This window comes from Rufibacter aurantiacus, from assembly GCF_017916345.1.
GTDB classification, from domain to species: Bacteria; Bacteroidota; Bacteroidia; order Cytophagales; family Hymenobacteraceae; genus Nibribacter; species Nibribacter roseolus.
The window spans coordinates 76,533-95,034 of record NZ_JAFMSV010000006.1 but is presented as its reverse complement, the minus strand read 5'-3'; the positions used below and the strand labels follow the sequence as shown (position 1 = coordinate 95,034).

Annotated in this window: 13 protein-coding genes; 10 read left to right on the top strand and 3 right to left on the bottom strand. The window is 41.3% G+C overall.

Annotation, left to right across the window (positions count from 1 at the left end; all coding sequences use genetic code 11):
- Window positions 1–12: 12 nt before the first annotated feature.
- The 8 genes from J3P34_RS21440 (at window position 13) to J3P34_RS21405 (ending at window position 9,854) form a co-directional block, all read left to right on the top strand.
- A complete protein-coding gene (locus J3P34_RS21440; protein WP_210490678.1) occupies window positions 13–936 on the top strand; it encodes a glycosyltransferase in 924 nt (307 codons plus the stop codon).
- A gap of 347 nt (window positions 937–1,283) precedes the next feature.
- The gene (locus tag J3P34_RS21435) at window positions 1,284–2,408 is read left to right on the top strand and encodes a glycosyltransferase (RefSeq protein ID WP_210490677.1); all 1,125 of its coding nucleotides are present in this window, start codon (window positions 1,284–1,286) and stop codon (window positions 2,406–2,408) included.
- Window positions 2,409–2,438: 30 nt separating this feature from the next.
- On the top strand, window positions 2,439–2,816 hold the full coding sequence (locus J3P34_RS21430) for a hypothetical protein (RefSeq protein ID WP_210490676.1): 378 nt from the start codon (window positions 2,439–2,441) through the stop codon (window positions 2,814–2,816).
- On the top strand, window positions 2,813–3,592 hold the full coding sequence (locus J3P34_RS21425; protein WP_282597101.1) for a glycosyltransferase: 780 nt from the start codon (window positions 2,813–2,815) through the stop codon (window positions 3,590–3,592). Before J3P34_RS21430 ends, J3P34_RS21425 begins: the two co-directional genes overlap by 4 nt.
- A 74-nt stretch (window positions 3,593–3,666) precedes the next feature.
- A complete protein-coding gene (locus J3P34_RS21420) occupies window positions 3,667–5,994 on the top strand; it encodes a glycosyltransferase (RefSeq protein ID WP_210490674.1) in 2,328 nt (775 codons plus the stop codon).
- 155 nt (window positions 5,995–6,149) lie between these two features.
- Window positions 6,150–8,309: a glycosyltransferase gene (locus J3P34_RS21415; protein ID WP_345890391.1), complete on the top strand. Its 2,160-nt coding sequence runs from the start codon at window positions 6,150–6,152 to the stop codon at window positions 8,307–8,309.
- Between the two features lie 6 nt (window positions 8,310–8,315).
- Complete coding sequence (locus tag J3P34_RS21410; RefSeq protein WP_210490672.1) at window positions 8,316–9,113, top strand: ABC transporter permease; 798 nt, start codon at window positions 8,316–8,318, stop codon at window positions 9,111–9,113.
- Window positions 9,114–9,119: 6 nt separating this feature from the next.
- Entirely contained in the window at window positions 9,120–9,854 is a 735-nt protein-coding gene (locus tag J3P34_RS21405) for an ABC transporter ATP-binding protein (RefSeq protein ID WP_210490671.1), read from the top strand.
- A 41-nt stretch (window positions 9,855–9,895) separates the two neighbouring features.
- Here the strand turns inward: J3P34_RS21405 and J3P34_RS21400 are convergent, their stop codons facing one another.
- Both J3P34_RS21400 and J3P34_RS21395 read right to left on the bottom strand, forming a co-directional pair.
- On the bottom strand, window positions 9,896–11,185 hold the full coding sequence (locus tag J3P34_RS21400) for an O-antigen ligase family protein (RefSeq protein ID WP_210490670.1): 1,290 nt from the start codon (window positions 11,183–11,185) through the stop codon (window positions 9,896–9,898).
- Window positions 11,186–11,704: 519 nt separating this feature from the next.
- Complete coding sequence (locus J3P34_RS21395) at window positions 11,705–12,088, bottom strand: hypothetical protein (protein WP_210465434.1); 384 nt, start codon at window positions 12,086–12,088, stop codon at window positions 11,705–11,707.
- Between the two features lie 583 nt (window positions 12,089–12,671).
- On the opposite strand from J3P34_RS21395, the gene J3P34_RS21390 reads away from it, so the two are divergent.
- Both J3P34_RS21390 and J3P34_RS21385 read left to right on the top strand, forming a co-directional pair.
- Entirely contained in the window at window positions 12,672–16,025 is a 3,354-nt protein-coding gene (locus tag J3P34_RS21390) for a VCBS repeat-containing protein (RefSeq protein WP_210490669.1), read from the top strand.
- Window positions 16,025–17,377 (top strand): vanadium-dependent haloperoxidase, encoded by a 1,353-nt coding sequence (locus J3P34_RS21385; protein ID WP_210490668.1) that lies wholly within the window; start codon window positions 16,025–16,027, stop codon window positions 17,375–17,377. Before J3P34_RS21390 ends, J3P34_RS21385 begins: the two co-directional genes overlap by 1 nt.
- Window positions 17,378–17,913: 536 nt before the next feature.
- Here J3P34_RS21385 and J3P34_RS21380 read toward each other — a convergent pair.
- Complete coding sequence (locus J3P34_RS21380) at window positions 17,914–18,345, bottom strand: hypothetical protein (RefSeq protein WP_210490667.1); 432 nt, start codon at window positions 18,343–18,345, stop codon at window positions 17,914–17,916.
- Window positions 18,346–18,502 lie beyond the last annotated feature (157 nt).

The following is an 18,502-nucleotide window of genomic DNA, read 5'->3' as shown; positions in this document are numbered from 1 at the left end:
GGAGATTTAATTGTGAACCAATTTAGGCGGTTTTACCTTTGGAGAAGAAATAAAAGAAAATACCCCAGGCTATTTTATCCCAAAATATTAAATAACAAAATTCAATTACCTGTTTTGGAGCAAAGTACATCTGACGTAAAAGCAACCTTTGATATATGTGCCCTAATCCCTTGCTTTAACAACCGAGAGGGTTTATTAAAGTCATTGGATAGCATCAGGTATGATGTAGGAAAGCTTTTTGTGGTGGTGGTGGATGATGGAAGTCAGGTTCCTGTTAAGGAAGAAGATCTATTTTTATTACATGACTTTGAATTTCCAATTCATGTAATAAGAATTGAACAGAATGCGGGCATAACCAACGCATTAAATGCTGGTCTGCAGTGGATTGAGAAAAATGTTGCTGTCCAATATATAGCAAGATTAGACTGCGGAGATCTGTGCCACCAAGACAGATTCTACAAACAAGCATCCTTTCTCTCGCAGAATCCCGATGTTGGTTTGCTTGGTACCTGGTGTACCTTTCGCAATCCAGTGAACGGATTCAGTTATTCCTATACCACCCCTACAGTGCATGAAGCTATCCTGTCTGCCATGCACTTCCGCAATGTATTTATTCATCCAACGGTGATGTTTAGGTCAGAAATAATAGAGATAACAGGCAGGTATTCTTTAGATTATCCATTTGTAGAGGATTACGCCTTGTTTTTTAATATTTTGAATAAATCTAAGGGGGCTGTTTTAGATGAGTTTTTAGTGACTTGTGAATTAAACCCCAAGGGTATTTCCGTGTCTAACCGAAAACAGCAGTTAATCGGTAGAAAAAGAGTTGTTTCTGAATTCGGCAGCAATCCTGTTAAGAAGTTGTTGTCTGATTGTAAGTTGTTTATTTTGAGATATATACCTTATGGATTGGTGTTATCTCTTAAAAATAAGTGACGAATGCCGCAACGGAATGTGCTTGTTGAAAAATTGTTTAAGTGAATCTGTAATAAATTAGAAAATCTGTTACTAATAGGCGAGGTGCAAGATTAAGGTTGAATTTGGAGCTGCAGAATATTAATATTTAGTTTGTTTTTTAATAATGATAAAAAATACAAATAAAAATAGTTGAATATTTTTTGTTCAAATTTCTTATCAGCATAGGAATAAAATTTTTTAGTGATATTTAACATAAGAATAGTATTTCTTCTAATAATTTATTGTTCCAGAGAATAATAATTATCTTTGGAACATTACTTTTCAAAGTACCTTTAGTTGATTTTAGTTCTGTATCCCCCAGGCTAATGAAAATAGTACACGTAATTGAACCCTTTGCCTCTGGGGTGGCCGTTTTTGTAAAGTCACTTACAGAGACAATGCCTGAGGACTTGCATATCATTATCCACGGGGAGCGCAAGCAGGTCATGTCTGCCAAAGATGTGAAGCGAACTTTTCCTAAACAGAACGTGCGCTTCATCCGGTGGAAATCGGTTCAGCGTTCTATCAATCCCTTCAAAGATTTTCTGGCCCTTTCAGAATTACACAACATCCTTAAAAGACTCTCAAAAAAAGGGTTTGTAGATGCAGTGCACCTGCATTCCTCCAAAAGTGGTTTCCTGGGAAGGGTGGCCTGCAGATTGGCTGGCATAAAGAATGTTGTATACACTCCAAACGGTGCGCCTTTCCTCTCTTCTGGTAACCCGGTAACTAACTTTCTTTTTAAACAGATTGAAAGGTTTGGCAATGGAGTAGGGGGGAAGGTAGTATGTTGCTCAGCCTCGGAATTGGCCGAGTATCAGAAGATTGGGATTAATGCGAGTTTCATCAATAACGGTGTTTCCCTTAAGGAAACCTCAGTGTCAATAGCACCTTTAAACAAGAAGAGTAAGTTTCAGGTAATCACCACCGGCCGGATTGAGGACCAAAAGAACCCAACCTTATTCAATACCATTGCTTCTTTTTTTGAAGACTATGAACAGATAGAATTCATTTGGGTAGGTGACGGGAAGGAAAGAGGTGTTCTGAATTCTAAAAACATTATTGTAACTGGTTGGCAAGAGCCCAACACCATTAAGAAAATGGTGAGTCAAGCCGATGTATTTATTTCCACTTCCTTGTTTGAAGGACTGTCCTTTAGCGTTTTGGAAGCCTTAGCCTTAAAAAAACCGGTTCTTTTGAGTGATTGTGTAGGAAACTCAGACATTATCAAGACTGGCTTGAATGGTGATCTTTTCAAAAATGAAATAGAAGCTATTTCTAAGATTCTCAATTATTTCAACAATAAAGAGATGTTAGAGGTGATGGGAGATTATTCATTTGATATCTGTGGGTCCAAATTTAATGTTGATTTAAACTTCAAAGAATACAGATCAATATACCATGTTTTCGATAAGAAGAAAAAAGAGATTTCCTTGGCTGTTGCAAGTTGAGAGTTAAAAAAAAATTACTGAAAGATTGATATGAGAAATACTTTACTACTACAAGATTATATTACCCCAACCGACCATCTAGAAGAGATAAATAATTCATTAAGGAAGATCCAGACCCAATTACTACAAGAACTTTCCAACAAACAGGAGGTGCTTGAGTCAAAGAATCAAGAGATTCAGGAGTTGAAAGCTGCCCTTGAAAATAAATCTAAACTTGTTGCAGAATTAAAGGATGCTATATCTGCAGTTGAACGGAATAATGAAGGAAATAAGCAACTTAATAAGAAACTGATCAGCGAGATTGTTAGGAAGCAACAAGATATAGAATGGTATAAACGTACTTATGAAAGTAGAAGCCTTTTAGGTACTCTAAAAGAGAAGATACTTTGGAAGATCAAAACTAAATGATACCTAAAACAATCCATTACTGTTGGTTTGGGAATACCCAAATGCCAGCCGAGTATAAAGGCTATGTTGAAGAATGGAAAGCATTTCATCCAAGTTGGAATATAAAACTTTGGAATGAAGATAACTTTCATGATGATTCTATATATTTTAAAAATGCTTATGCTAATGGAAATTGGGCTAATGTAAGTAATTATGTTAGGCTAAAGGTGTTGCTTGAACATGGGGGGATTTATTTGGATACTGATATTAAAGTAGTTAAGGAATTTGATGATTTACTTGCGTATAATTGCTTCTTAGGATTTGAAACTGGAAGCACCTCCGCTTCAGATTTTTGGGTGAACAATGCGGTTATTGGAGCTTGCCCTAATCATTCTTTTGTATTTAAATGTTTAGAAAAGTTTAACACAGTTTTTGATGGCCTTGAAAAAGCAAATGAGTCATCTCCTCAACTTGTTACCAAGATTTTAATAGAAGACTATGGACTTAAATCTTACGGCAGGCAAGTGTTAAGAGATGAAATCCAATTATTGGAAAGTTCATTCTTTTATCCCATTCCATGGAATCATGTTAAGGCGACTCTAAATTATTTAGAATACATTACATCTGATACTTATGCAGTTCACATGTGGGGGAGAACATGGTTTACTAAAGATATGTTACTTGCAATGGTAGATGATCTCCAAGAATGGGTGATTATACAGGAAAAAACCATAAGTAAATTAAAAGAAGAATTAGAAGGTTATAAGAATGGTTTGGATGGGGTAGAAAAAAAATAAGTTAAGTTTTTTAGAAGGGTAACAAAAAGCACAATTGTAAAAAGGTTTGTTGAAAGCCTGATTTTTAATTAAAAATGAATTATTGGATCATTACTACAGAGTTTCCTCCATTCCATGGAGGTGGAATAAGTACTTATAACCTTCATACTGGTCTGATGCTGGTGGAAAAAGGCCACAATGTTAAAGTTATTGTACCAGACCATTCAATTAATGATGATAAGCAGGAAGATCAATATTTGGGTATTGATATTATTAGATTTAAGCCGGGAAATAGAGACTATTACAGTTACCTAGGGTATTCCTCCGCTTTAAGTATGCAATTTTCTGAAATTGTTCTTTCAGAAATGCAAAATTCTTTGTCGCCTGATTTTATAGAGACTCAGGATTACCACGGAATTGGGTATTATTTGATTTTGAAGAAAAGATTGGGTGAAAAACAATTAGTGGATATACCTATTGTTTTAACAGCACATGCACCATCTTATTATTACCTTGATTGCAATCAAGCACCAGTCTTTGCCCTTCCAGATTATTGGACAGGAGAAATGGAGAAATGGGTGATGCAAGCTGCTGATGTTCTTATCTCTCCTAGTCACTATCTGGTTGAAAATGTAAAACAATACTTAAATGGTAATCACAAAAACTATCATATTATAAGGAACCCTTACAAAATACCAACCCCAACAGTTTCAAATACTTTTCCAGAAGTAGAGGACATAGTTTTCTTTGGAAAACTTACATATCAAAAAGGTTGTTTGCAGTTGCTAAAATACTTAAGTGCTTTATGGGATGAAGGACTTGATAAGCGAGTGAGCTTTATAGGCGACGATCACTATTTTGAGCCGAAGCAGATTAACATGAAAGAGTACCTAATCACAAAGTTTAAAAAGCACTTTGAGAATGGTTACTTTACATTTGAGGGAAAATTAAACCCAGAACAATTAGAAAAGCGTCTAAATAAGGCATCTTTGATAATTGTGCCAAGTTTAGTAGATAATTTCCCTTATGCTGTAGTGGAAAGTATGTTGCAGGGGAAAGTTTTACTCATTTCTGACGGAGGTGGCCAAAGTGAAATGATTGAGGATGGTAAATCCGGGTTTGTGTACAAAGCCACGTGTTTTGAGAGTTTTAGACAAAAATTTAAAGTAGCTGCTGGAATTTCTTCTACTGAGGCGTTAATTATATCTGCAAATGCCAAGTCAAGAATCAATTCAATGTGTAATTATGAAAACGTATATGCTCAAAAAATAAAGGTTCTAAATAGTTTTACGAATAACAAAAAGGAGTTTTTTCCATTTGTAAATGTAATAGATAAAGTAGGTTATAAAGTTAAGTCTGAAGGATTGAAAGGAAAGCTTTCTATTGTGGTACCTTATTATAACACAGGTAAGTATATTAAGGAGACAATTGAAAGTATTTACCAAATTACCTATGAGGATTTTGAAGTTATTGTAGTAAATGATGGGAGTGATGATGCTGAGAGCATTTCTATATTAAATGCTTTAGAGAAAAAATACGAATTTAAAGTTATATCACAGAAAAATGCAGGTCTTTCTGCAGCAAGGAATACTGGGGTTACTGGAGCGTCTGGTGAATATATTGCATTTTTAGATGCTGATGATAAAATTCATCCAGAGTTTTATGTTCGAGCTATAAATATTTTAAAAAAATACTCCAACTTAAGCTTTGTTTCCAGTTGGGTAAAATATTTTGATGCAAGTGAAGGTATTTGGCCCGCCCAAAATCCTGAACCCCCATTTTTGCTTCTCCAAAATATGGTAAATGCAGGGTTTCTATGCAGAAAGATTGATTATTTAAACTTCGGTGTAAATGACAGCAAGTTTGAGTATGGAATGGAGGACTATGATGCAAATATGACCCTCCTTGAAAATGGTTGCAGAGGAGTTGTTCTTCCGGAGCCGCTCTATTACTATAGAATTCATTCTGCTTCTATGGCTCGTGGGTTTAACAAATTCAATAGACTATACTTATATCGGATTATGTCAAATAAGCATAAAGCTCTGTATCAGAAGTATGGATATGAAATTTTTAATTTGTTATTAGCTAATGGACCTTCGTATTTGTATGATAATCCTACCTTAAAGCCTGCAACTGATGTAATTGAGTATCAAAAACGAATCAAAGATTTAGAAGAGGCTGTTGGTTGGTATGACAGAACTTTAAAATATCATGAGCATACAATGAAAACGCAGGTTAATAGTAAACCTGAAGATCCATTTCCTACAGCCCATTTAGCACATAACGCTAATAGCTATGAAGATTTAAAGGCCTGGTATCACAAAGAATACGAAGTTTTACCATTATGGTACAAAAGAGCAGGCCATGTTGTAAAAGTTTTACAGGGTAATAGGTCATTAAAATCTTTATTTAAGAAAGACTAGGAAAAGATAGTTTTGAATGCTAAAAAATATCAAAAAACGTTTAGCATAATAAAGTTTAATTAAACAAAGAAGGCTACTGTTTTATAGTAAAAAATTTGAAGTTGCGGATAGTAGAAGAATGAGGTCTTCTCTTCCCTGGTTACAAAGATTAGATTGTGAAGTACTGGATTATAACCACAGAGTATCCTCCCTTTTACGGAGGTGGCATAAGTACATACAGTAAATACACCGCTGATATGTTTCAGGAAAAAGGGCATAAGGTTACAGTGTTCATCCCTGATTTTAGTATAAATAATTTAATTGAGGAGGTTGTAAATGGAGTAAGAGTTGTAAGGTTTTTGCCTCGGAGAACAAAAAGTCACCAATTCTTGGGTTACAATGCACATTTAAGTTATGAATTTGCCGAAATTTTACGCAAGTATTTGGAAGAGGAGGGTGTGCCTGATTTTATTGAGTCTCAGGAGTATGGTGGTATCGCTTACTACATGCAACAGTTCAAGTTGCTAAAATATCCATTATTTAAAGACTTAAACATTATCATTACTTGTCATTCTCCTGGTTTTCTTTGTCTAGAGTATAACCAAGTACCTATCTATCAGTTTCCTGAATATTGGACAGGGCAAATGGAGAAAGCTTGCATCATCTCAGCGGATTTGCTTATCGCTCCCAGCAAGTATTTAGTTGAGACTGCAAAGAAAAGCATGTCTTGGAAAACTAATAAAGAGGTTTACTTAGCAAACCCCATGCAAGTGGAAGATCATGCTGTGGGGATAACAACAGATTTTCTTTATGGTCAAATAATTTGTTTTGGGAAATTAGCGCCATTGAAAGGAACATTTGAGCTACTTTCCTATTTTGAGAAGCTTTGGAACCAAGACTATACATTCCAACTTCATTTGGTTGGTGGAATTGATCTTATATTTCATCCTGAGGGTAGAACTATGGGAGAATTGGTCAAAAAAAAATACTCCCAATTCATCGACAAGGGCTTTCTGAAGTTGCATGGTGAAATGGCGCCTGAACAAGCAAAGGCCTATATAAAGAATGCACATGTAGTAGTGGTGCCAAGTCTCTTTGACAACCTTCCATATACCGTTCTTGAAGCTATGAGTTGGGGAAAGGTGGTTTTAGCCTCAAAACAAGGTGGGCAGAGCGAAGTTATTGAAGATGGAAAAACAGGATTCTTGTTTGATCATAGAATTCCGGAAGAGTTTCAAAAAAAGCTGTTACATATTCTAGGGCTCTCTACCCAAGAGATAAGAGAAATAGGAGAAAAGTCTCAAAAGGCTATCCTTGAGAGGTTCCATCCTGAGGTGATATATCCTAAGAAGATGAAAGCGTTGGAACAATTTCTATCGTCAAAACAACTAACAGAATTTTTCCCTTTTGTTGAACCTGAAATTAAAATAGAAGATTCAACAACCTTTTGTTTTGGTTCTAAGGACTTGCTTTCTGTAGTTATCCCATTTCACAACATGGGATTATACATTGAAGAATGTATTAATTCTATATGGCTATCAGATTACCCCAATAAAGAGATAATAATAATTGATGATGGTAGTACTGACCATTCTAGCAAGGAAGCTCTTCGGCTCCTTCAGGAAAAGTATGCTATTACTGTTTACACTAAAGAGAACGAAGGACTTTCTGCAACCCGGAACTTTGGGGCTTCTAAAGCTAAAGGACAGTACTTGGCATTTTTAGATGCAGATGATGCCGTAGATCAATCATATTACAGCAAGGCAATATCTGTGCTAAGATCCTATCAAAATGTACATTTCGTAGGCTGTTGGGTTCAATATTTTGAGGGGAGTACAGGATGCTGGCCTTCATTTAATCCTGAGCCACCTTACTTGTTAATGCACAATATGATCAATAGCAGCGCTCTTGTTTATAAAAAGGAAGCTTTTATGCAAGGTGGGTTGAATGATTCTGCTTTAGTATATGGAATGGAAGACTGGGATAGCGTAATTAGTTTGGTTGAAAAGGGCTTTGGCGGAGTTGTCTTGCCAGAACTTCTGTTTCGGTATAGAGTCAGAAAAGACTCTATGACTAGGCGTTTTACCAGAACGAAAAAATTGTTCCTTCACAAGCATATCGCTGAAAAACATTCCAAGCTTTATAGACAGTATGGGCTTGAAATTGCCCAACTAAGTACAAATAATGGTAGTGGCCTTGATTTTGATAATCCTACTTTTGGAGGAAATAGTGCGCACTCTTTACAAATTCGTTTAAAAAAGAAATTTGGAGACAAATTAAAGCGAAGTCCCAAAATGCGCAAAATTGCTTATTTTTTTTACAAGAAAATTAATTGAGATTTTATGTTAGGACAAACTGTTAAGGGTTTTCTTTCTGGAACCAACAGGATGGAAAGATTATGGCTTTTAGCCAAAATAGAGTTCAAGCTTAGGTATTATGAAAATAAATTAGGGCTATTATGGGCCTTGCTCAAGCCGTTAATGGATGTTGCTATTTACTATGTAGTATTCAAAACAATTTTAAAATCAGATTTGGAAGCCTTTGCTTCATATTTATTTATCGGTCTAATTCTTTGGAATTTCTTCTTGGAGAGTACTGCAGGTACTACCCAAATTTTACAAACTAAGAAATACCTTTATGAATATAGTAATATGAATAAATTGGAGATTTACTTATCTGCCTTAATGAGTAATAGCATTGGGTTTTTCTTCAATCTTGCAATGTTTATAGTTTTTTTCAATTTTGTTGAGACAGACGTAATGGGGTTAGATGTTTTGAATTTATGGATTCTACCAATTTTCTTAAATCTTTTTATCCTTTCTTTGGCTTTGTCCTTAATTTTGTCATGCATTTTTGTAGTTGCAAAGGACATAACTCAGATCTGGCAAGTTTTTACTGCCGGTTTGTTTTTCCTTTCTCCTATTTTTTACAAGTTGACTTTGTTCAAACAGGCTCTTCCTTCTTTTGAATATGTAAATCCTATTGCTGGTATTATTATCAATGCACGACAAGTAATGATGGGTAAAGTACTTCCAGATTTTGAGCTTATGCTATTTGATTATGGTTATGCTTTATTTTTATTGTTAGTAGGGTTTATTTTATTAAATAAGATTGGCGCAAAGGCTGCGGAGAAACTATAAATAGTTATGGAAGATAAAATTGCAATAAAGGCAAGAAATATAAGTAAAACCTTTCATATTTCTGAAGATAGTCACAATACAGTTAAACATCGGCTTTTTAATTTGTTTAACCCTCCAAAAAGTAGGTATGTACCTGCTGTAAAGAATATGTCTTTGGAGATTATGAAAGGTGAATGTATTGGTTTGTTAGGTAGAAATGGATGTGGCAAATCAACATTGGTAAAGATTTTAGCAGGGGTATATCCTACTGATAGCGGATATGTCAACATAAACGGCTCTACCATGCTAATGAACCTTGGAGTGGGTATGAGTCATGAGTTAACTGCTAGAGAAAACGTCTATGTTTCTGGTTCTGTATTAGGACTTAAGATAAAAGAGGTAGATGTTATTTTTGATGAAATAATTGAATTTGCAGAACTAAGGGAATTTGTAGATACTAAAATAAAATTTTTCTCTTCTGGAATGGTGGCTCGGCTAGCTTTTTCAATCGCTGTAAAGGCTGGAGCTGAAATAATGTTTCTTGATGAAATATTTGCAGTGGGAGACGTAAAATTCCAGGAGAAAGCAGTTAAGGTATTTGAGAGTTCATGGATTGAGGGAAAGACCGTAATTTTGGTGAGTCATAGCATGGAAGTTATTAGAAAATACTGCAACCGTGCTGCTTTTCTAAAAAAGGGAGAACTTGTTTTTATTGGAGATACAGAACAAGCCATTGATCATTACATGCTTGACAACTATTAAATAAGTTTTGTGACTTGTGAAAACAGGCCCTGAAATACCATTCAGGGCCTGTTTTGATTTGATGTTAACACAAATGGAATAAAGAATCCTACCAACATTGTTCCGAAATTTTTGCCAAAGTAAACTTCGGTTATCCAGGCAACTGCAAAAGTGAGTATGATTAGAAATGTGAGGCTATTCTGGTTTTGGAAAGCTGAAAATAGAGGTAGAATCAGCCAAGCTAAAACGAAGAGGAGGAAGCCCACTAATCCTATACTGTAAAGGATATCCAAGTAATTACTGTGTACATTTTTATCTGTTTCAATGGCCATGTAAAACTTCTTTTCTTTGTACTTTTCCAGTAACTCAGCATCTTTGTCCCCTAAATCCACTCCCTTGATTGGGCTTGTTTGGAAAACCTCTAATCCACAGGTCCAGGCAGCTAATCTAAAATTGGCACCATTCCACTGATCTGGGGTAATCTCCATATTATAATGACTCTCTTTTCCACGGCTTTCAAAGTCAAAGCTCTGGTAAGTAAGTTCTTTGTATCGATTAAAAGTAGAAGGCATTAGTTTATATATTACTACTGTTCCTATTAACAGGCCTAAAACCAAAGTAAACCCTTCTAAGATTTTCCTCCTCTGCAGAATATAGTAGAAACTGAATAAAACTGTAGTAAGTAAAAGGAGAGCAAACATAATCCTGCTAGCCAATAGGTAGCTGAATCCAAAAAGGAATATTATGGCCAACAACATACCCAGCTTTTTCTTACTTCTACTAAAGAAAACAGTCTGGGAATAAATGAAGATGGCGAGATTAACAGCTAAAGCTATGTAAATGGATTGTTGTCTTGTGGCTCCTGTTAAAGCATCATTGTACAAGAATTCTGGGCGTTTAAAATATCCTGATGTATGGATGCTGGTTCCCAAACAAACCAAAGCCACCAAAGTAGTGATCACGGCGAAAGATAGCAGCACTTTGTCTTTGAATTCCTTTCTAAGCTGTAACAACCCTAAACTTGCAGGAAACAGTAGCAAGGGAAGCCTGATTTTCAAATGATGGAGCCCTCGGGCAATATCATCTGAGAGCAAGGTGCTGATAACCAGAGCCAGGAAAAATAGCATAATACCCTGAATATAAGGCCTTTGCTTGAGGATTTCCCATTTTTCTTTTAGACTACTCAAGGTGAAACTATAAACTACCAGTAAGCCAGTAACTACAGAATTGACCCCGCTCAGGTGGGCAAAGTAAAGGGTAACGAAGAAGAGAAGGATCAAGGCAAAAAGCCCTTTTTCTTTTTTGGTGAAGTCTTGTAAGCTAAATAACATCTTGGGGGTGTTGGCAGGCATAAGTTTCCGCCTGATTCATGTATTAAATTTGGGATAGAGTATTCACTTCATAAAACGAGTTACATCTTTTATGAAGTGAAGTTAATTACAAAAGTAACCAATCATTTGATTTCAGGCAGGGTATCATTAAGCCTTTGTGAAATGTGGTGGAAAACGGAGATGAGTAGGTTGGGCTACCGCCAGTCTAGATCCTTTATGAATGAGATTTGCAGGTAAGAATGTGAAGTACCTGAATTCCGGCACTTAAAAATGAGGTCCACTTAAGCAATTGGCAGAGTCGTTTGCCAGGGATAAAGAATTTACTAAATCTCTCTTGCTCGGTATAAGCCTGTTTTCTTGGATCTAGCCTGTTTTATAAAAAATGACTCTGAAATAAGAGATTTACATTCCTGGACTAAAACTGAATTTTGCTTTGCCCTTTATGTATTTGAATAGGATGTGGAGCCAAAAAGAATAAAAAAAGGGTGCGGAAGTAGAGTCCGCACCCATCAAATAGTGGATGAAACGTAATTTGGTTGCTTATCCGTTGTTCTGGTTATAATCGCCGCCGTTGTAGTCTCCGCCTACCTGGCCGCTTCCGCCGTAACCGGCGCCAGCACCAGTTGCGGATCCTTGACCGAGGCTAGCCTGGGTTCCACCTTGGTTTTGGCCGCCATTCCGATTCTTTCCTTTTTTTCCGTAACTGCCTTGGCCAGCGCTTGAGCTTTTGCTGGAACGGTTCAGGAAAAAGCCATAGGCAATCAGGCCTAGTCCGGCTGCAAATGCAACGTACTGTTTGTCTTTGTTCCGGAGCTGCTGGTAAAATTTCATTCCGTTATCTGCCGGATTGTTGATGATATTGGAGATTTCCTGCGGATTTTGGATGAGATCAGCTAGTGCTTTAGTTTCTTGGTTATTTTCCATGGTTATAGTGATTTGTGTGGTTGTAGGTACGGGTTTTATAAGGGTAAGATGCTACACTTTCTGATTTATTTTAACAAAGGAGCGCCTGCTGTAACCTTAATCCTGGCTAAGCCAAACAAGTAATCCGTTGGTTTGTAAAATCAATTTATAATTTACCTGAGATAGTGGTATCTAAAATGGTGGGTATTATTAGAGTTTTGGCTTTGTAAAGTTTCATATGCAAAGGCTTATTTTCAGACCTGTAAAGTGGCAAGGCCAGAATTATGAAAGTTCTTAATGCACGGTAAAGAATGCTTTGATTAGTAGAACTTTTACTACTCTATTGAAGATTGCTGAAGCAGGGGGCAAAAGGGTTTGCTGACGCAGAAGTCAAGCGTCATCTTTCTTGTGACTCTGTCTTAACACAGCCTTCTTTGGGTGGTTCATTTTATTCAATGCCAAACAAGCACAGGCTAATAGCATTCCTTTTCTTCCAGGTGACTTAATAACAGTTTTGCCTTTCCTTTGAAAATCTGGTTCAAGAACGCTTCTTGGAGAACCCAATAAGTTTCTGTATTATTATAGGCTTTTTTAAGATTCCAGCATGTATTCGTTTAGACGTACTTCCCTCTTAGGGATAGCCTTTTTAATAGTAGGGGCCTTTGGTTGCCAGAAAGAGAAACAGGATAAGGAAACCGCCACCGGACCTGCGGCCTCTTTTGAACCCACTCTTTTCACACTTCTCTCGCCTGAGGCAACCAACATCAGTTTTAACAATAGCCTCACTGAAACGCCTTATTCCAACATTATTGTCTACCAGTACTTTTACAACGGCGGCGGCGTGGCAATCAGCGATGTAAACCAAGACGGCCTGCAGGACATCTATTTCTCCGGAAATATGGTACCCAACCGGTTGTACCTCAACAAAGGCCAGATGCGGTTTGAGGATATCACTACGGCAGCGGGCGTGGCAGGGAATCAGAATGGCTGGAAGACGGGCACCACCATCGCCGATGTTAACGGTGACGGCCTCCCAGATATTTACCAATGTTACTCGGGAAGCTTGCCCGGGGAAAGACGCGCGAACCAGCTGTTCATCAACCAGGGGCCCGGCAAAAACGGGGTTCCTACCTTCGTAGACAAAGCCCAGAAAATGGGCCTGGCAGATTCTTCCTTCAGCACCCATGCCTCTTTCTTTGACTTCGACCGGGACCATGACCTGGACATGTTCCTACTGAACCACAATCCGCGGCAGTTCACCAACCTGGACGATGTCACTATCAAGGAAATCAAGAAAAAGCCTGAACGCGCCATGCAGGCCAAGCTGTACCAGAACAACAACGGCACTTTCAAAGACATCTCAGACAAGGCTGGGTTAGACAAATCGGCGTTCTCTTATGGTCTGGGAGCCGGTATCGCAGATATAAACCTGGACGGCTGGCCCGATATCTACGTTTCCAACGACTACTCGGCCCCTGATTTCCTGCTCATCAACAACAAGAACGGCACCTTCACAGATAAATCCAAAGCCAGTATCCAGCATACCTCCATCTATTCCATGGGCAATGACATTGGTGACATCAACAACGATGGCCTGCCCGATATCATGACCCTGGACATGCTGCCCGAGGACAACAAACGCCAGAAGCAATTATTCGGGCCGGATAACTATGAGTACTTTGACATGCAGGTACGCGCCGGTTTCAACTACCAGTACATGCGCAACATGCTGCAGGTGAACAACGGAGACGGCACTTTCAGCGAAGTGGGCCAACTCAGCGGCGTGTCCAACACAGACTGGAGCTGGGCACCTCTCTTAGCCGATTATGACAATGATGGCTGGAAAGACCTTTTTGTGAGCAACGGCTTTTTGAAGGATTTCACCAACATGGACTTCATTAAGTTCCGGAGCGCCTATTTCCAGTACCTGCGGGGCAAGGTGACGCCGCAAAGCGTGATGACTCTGCTTTCTAAAATGCCGGCCTCTAACGTGAACAACTATATGTTCAAGAATACCGGGGGACTACAATTCAGCAATGTGGGCAAAAGCTGGGGTTTTAAACTGGCCTCCAACAGCAACGGAGCCGCCTACGCCGATCTGGACAATGATGGTGACCTGGACCTGGTGGCCAACAACGTAAACCAGCCCGCCTTTGTGTACCAGAACCAGGCCCAAAAGCAGCTGAAACATATGTATCTGCAATTGAAACTGGTAGGCTTGGGCAAGAACACCCAGGGCTTAGGCGCCAAAGTGACCCTGTACCAAAAAGGACAACAGCAGCTGCAGGAGCAGATGACCTCGCGCGGCTTCCAGTCCAGCGTCTCGCCGGTAATGCATTTCGGGTTGGGCGGTAACGGTACCATTGATTCTTTGCGCGTGGTTTGGCTGGGCGGCAAGCAGCAGGTCCTCAGAAACGTGAAAGGCAACCAGGTGCTCACTCTGGAAGAGAAAAACGCCACCTCCATCTATAAACCGGCGGCACCAGGCAAGACCTTTTTCTCGGAGACTGCCTCGCCGGTTACGTTTGCCCACCAGAAAACCCCCATCAATGACTTCAAGCGTCAGCCGCTCATGATCAACCCCATGTCCTTTTCGGGGCCGTGTCTGGTAAAAGGGGACGTAAACGCCGATGGCTTGGAAGATATCTTCGCCGGGGGTGCAGCTGGTCAGGCGGGCGCGATCTATTTGCAATCTAAAGGCGGCAAGTTCACCCTCAAGGCCAACCCGGCTTTCTCCGCCGATAAAAGCAGCGAAGACGTGGATGCCCTGTTCTTTGACGCGAACAATGACAAAGCGCTGGACCTGTACGTGGTGAGCGGCGGGTACCACAACTTCATGCCCGATGATGCAGCCCTGCAAGACCGTTTGTACCTGAACGATGGCAAAGGCAATTTCACCAAAGCCGCCAACGCGCTTCCGGCCATGCTCACGAGCAAAAGCTGCGTGCGGGCCTCTGACATCAATGAAGACGGGGCTTTGGACCTTTTCGTGGGCGGTAGGGTAATACCGGGCCGCTACCCCGAGGCGCCCAGAAGCTACGTGCTGCTCAACAACGGCAAAGGCCAGTTTAGTGACGAAACCTCAAAAGTGGCCCCTAAACTCCAGAACATCGGTATGGTCACCGATGCCGCCTGGCACGACCTTAACGGTGACCAGAAAGCAGAACTGGTTGTGGTAGGAGAGTGGATGCCTGTTTCTGTTTTCAGCCTGAAAAACGGAAAACTCAACGAAACTACCGATACCTTCTTCGCCCGGAAGTACAGGGGGTGGTGGAACAAGCTCATGGTAGGTGACTTCAACAAGGACAACCGCCCTGACCTGCTCATCGGGAACCAGGGATTGAATACCCAGTGCAAGGCCTCGGAGAAGGAACCCGCCGAACTGTACTTCAAGGATTTTGATGACAACGGCGCGGTAGAACCCATCCTGTGTTTTTACATGCAGGGCAAAAGCTACCCCTATGTAACCCGTGACGAGCTCCTGGACCAGGTGAGCATGATGCGCACCCGCTTCCAGGACTATAACTCTTATGCCAACGCCTCGCTGCATGAAATCTTCACCCCTACGGAACTTAGTGGGGCCGGTCATCTGTCCTGCAATTATATGCAAACGGCTTATTTTCAGGGAGGTGCGAACGGGAAGTTCACCGAGATGAAATTGCCGCTGCAGGCTCAGTATTCGCCGGTATTTGCCATGACCACCCTGGACTATAACCATGACGGTGCCCCGGATCTGCTTTTAGGCGGCAATGTTAACAAAGCCCGCCTGCGGTTCGGGAAGTCAGATGCGAACTATGGCGTGCTGCTGCAGAACGATGGCAAAGGGAACTTCGCTTACGTCCCGCAGCATAAATCGGGGTTCAAGGTGGTAGGCGATGTGCGCAGCATTCTAAACGTGAATAATACGGTGGTATTCGGGTTGAACCAGATGCCCGTCAAAGCATACAAGCTACAGTAATGAAGAAAGTTTTACCGTTTATCCTGGTTTGGATCGTGCTTGGGGGGTGCTCTTCCCCGGGCCGCGAGCAGAAGCAGAACCTGAAATTCAGCTCTGAGCAGATCAGCCAGGTCATCCATAGAATGACCGACATCATGGTGAACGACGTCACCAATCCGCCGCTGGCCTCGCGTTTTTTCTCCTACGCCACCCTGGCCGGCTACGAGGTGGTTTCCCAGAACGACAGCGCCTATAAAAGCATGCACGGCGTACTGCGGAACTATCCGGCAATCACCAAACCCGATAGCGTTGAAGGGCATTCTCCGGAACTGAGCGCTATTCTGGCCATGATGGAGACCGCCAAGAAAATGCAGCCCTCCGGTGTGCTGCTGGACTCCATGGAAGTCCAGTTCCTGGATTCCTGCCGCCGCGAAGGCCTCGCCGAAGAAACTATCACCTCGTCACTGAACTATGCGAAAAAGGTGAGCAAGCAGATCCTGGCCTACGCCAAAGCCGATAAATACAACCGCATCAGCAACTATCCGCGGTACACGCCCAAGGAAGGAGAGGGTAACTGGTACCCAACCCCGCCCGCGTATTTCGCTCCGGTAGAGCCCTACTTCAACACTGTACGGTCCTTCACCCTGGACACCTGTTCTCAGTTCAAACCGGCGCCGCCTGTGGCTTTTTCCTCAGATAAAAAATCTAAGTTCTTTGAGCTATTGCAACAGAATTACCAGTCCAGTAAAAACCTTTCTCAGGAGCAGCTGGAGATTGCCTCTTTCTGGGACTGTAACCCCTTTGCCCTGCAGGACAACGGGCACTTGCAGGCGGGCCTGAAGAAAATATCTCCGGGTGCGCACTGGCTGGGTATCACGGGCATTGCCTGTAAGCAGGCCAAAGCCGATTTTGCCAAATCCATGAAGGTGCACACCTTGGTGTCCATTGCGCTGATGGATGGCTTTATCTCTTGCTGGGACGAGAAGTTCCGCAGCAACCGCATCCGTCCGGAAACTGCCATCCGCAAGTACATTGACCCCACTTACAAGCCCCTGCTGCAAACACCGCCCTTTCCCGAGTATCTCAGTGGCCACTCCACCATCTCCGCGGCCTCCGCGGTGATCCTGAGCCATTACTTCGGAGACCAGTTCCAGTACACCGATACTGTAGAAGAGCGTTTCGGGCTGCCAGACCGCAAGTTTAAATCCTTCCAGGACGCCGCCATTGAGGCAGGCCTTTCCCGATTTTATGGCGGTATTCACTTCATGGACGCAATTGACAACGGGCGTAAGCAAGGACTCCAGGTAGGGGAGTGGGTGCTGCGTAAAGTAGAGGGAGCACCGCAGGTGCTTGCTTCTGTTCAGAAGGATTAGAATTTTATATTTTGGCTTTAGCGAAGGTGTCAGGTATAATTGTCTGACACCTTTTTTTATGTTCCATTTTTGATCTGTTTGCGTAGTCGGCTTTCGCTGGCGTGGGGCCGCTGATTGCGTGGGTGCATAAACTGTGTTGTTACATCGCTGGGCTCCGAGCGCTCACGGCCGCGGGGCCCCGCCTTCCGGCCTCGCGCTGCGCCAGCTTCCTTTGCTCCTTTCAGTCGCAATGCCTTCGGCACCGGAACCTGACAAGGCGCTCCACCGAAAGGCTGGAAAAGGGAATGCGCAAGCAAGCAAGCCTCACAGGTTTTGAAAACCTGTGAGTTCTTCTATTTATGACATGGTTCAAGTCTGTGACTTGGACCTACTATGGCCGGCAGTTTGCAACTGCCGTGAGGCGGCAGCCTCAAACCAGCCCTGCCATTTAAACCGTTGGCAAAAGCTTCTGGCTACTGTCTTTTATGCATCCATGAAAAAGGAAAGCCGCTCTAACAAAAGTTAGAGCGGCTTTCCTTTACATTAATATTTATAGATTAACCTAACCAGGCATTCCAAGGAATACGGCTCAGGATGAGGATGAGGCCTAATCCGTAGAAAATGGTCATGGTCTTGAAACCGGTGTTGGTGCCTACCTGACGTTTGGCTTTGGAGTACCCGATGGTGATCAGGATAACGGCCAGCACCATCATGAGCGGATGCTCCAGAACGTACAAACGAGTAGTAGCGTCTTTCATAGCAGCACCGGAAGCGTTATTTAACCCCAGAGGAGACACAAAATACAGAATAAGCCCGATCACCCATTGCAGGTGCGTAGGAATAAGCCCCAATAAGCCCAGCTTCCGGTTTTTGTCAGTGAAAGTTTTTCCGCCTAAAAGTCCGGCCAAAGCTGCGATGAATGAGATCGCCACGCCTAAAAGCACCAGATAAGCTAAACCAGAGTGCGCGTGCTGAAGTCCTGTATACATAAATTGAATTATTAGTTGCAGGGGTAAATATAAGGAATACCTATTATACGAGAGGAAAGAATACCCTAATAGCCGCTGTTACTTTTAGAAGATAGGCTGAGGCTGGCGCAGCTCGAAAGCACAAGTAACAATTAGCTTTAAAGCCGTTTTACATAAA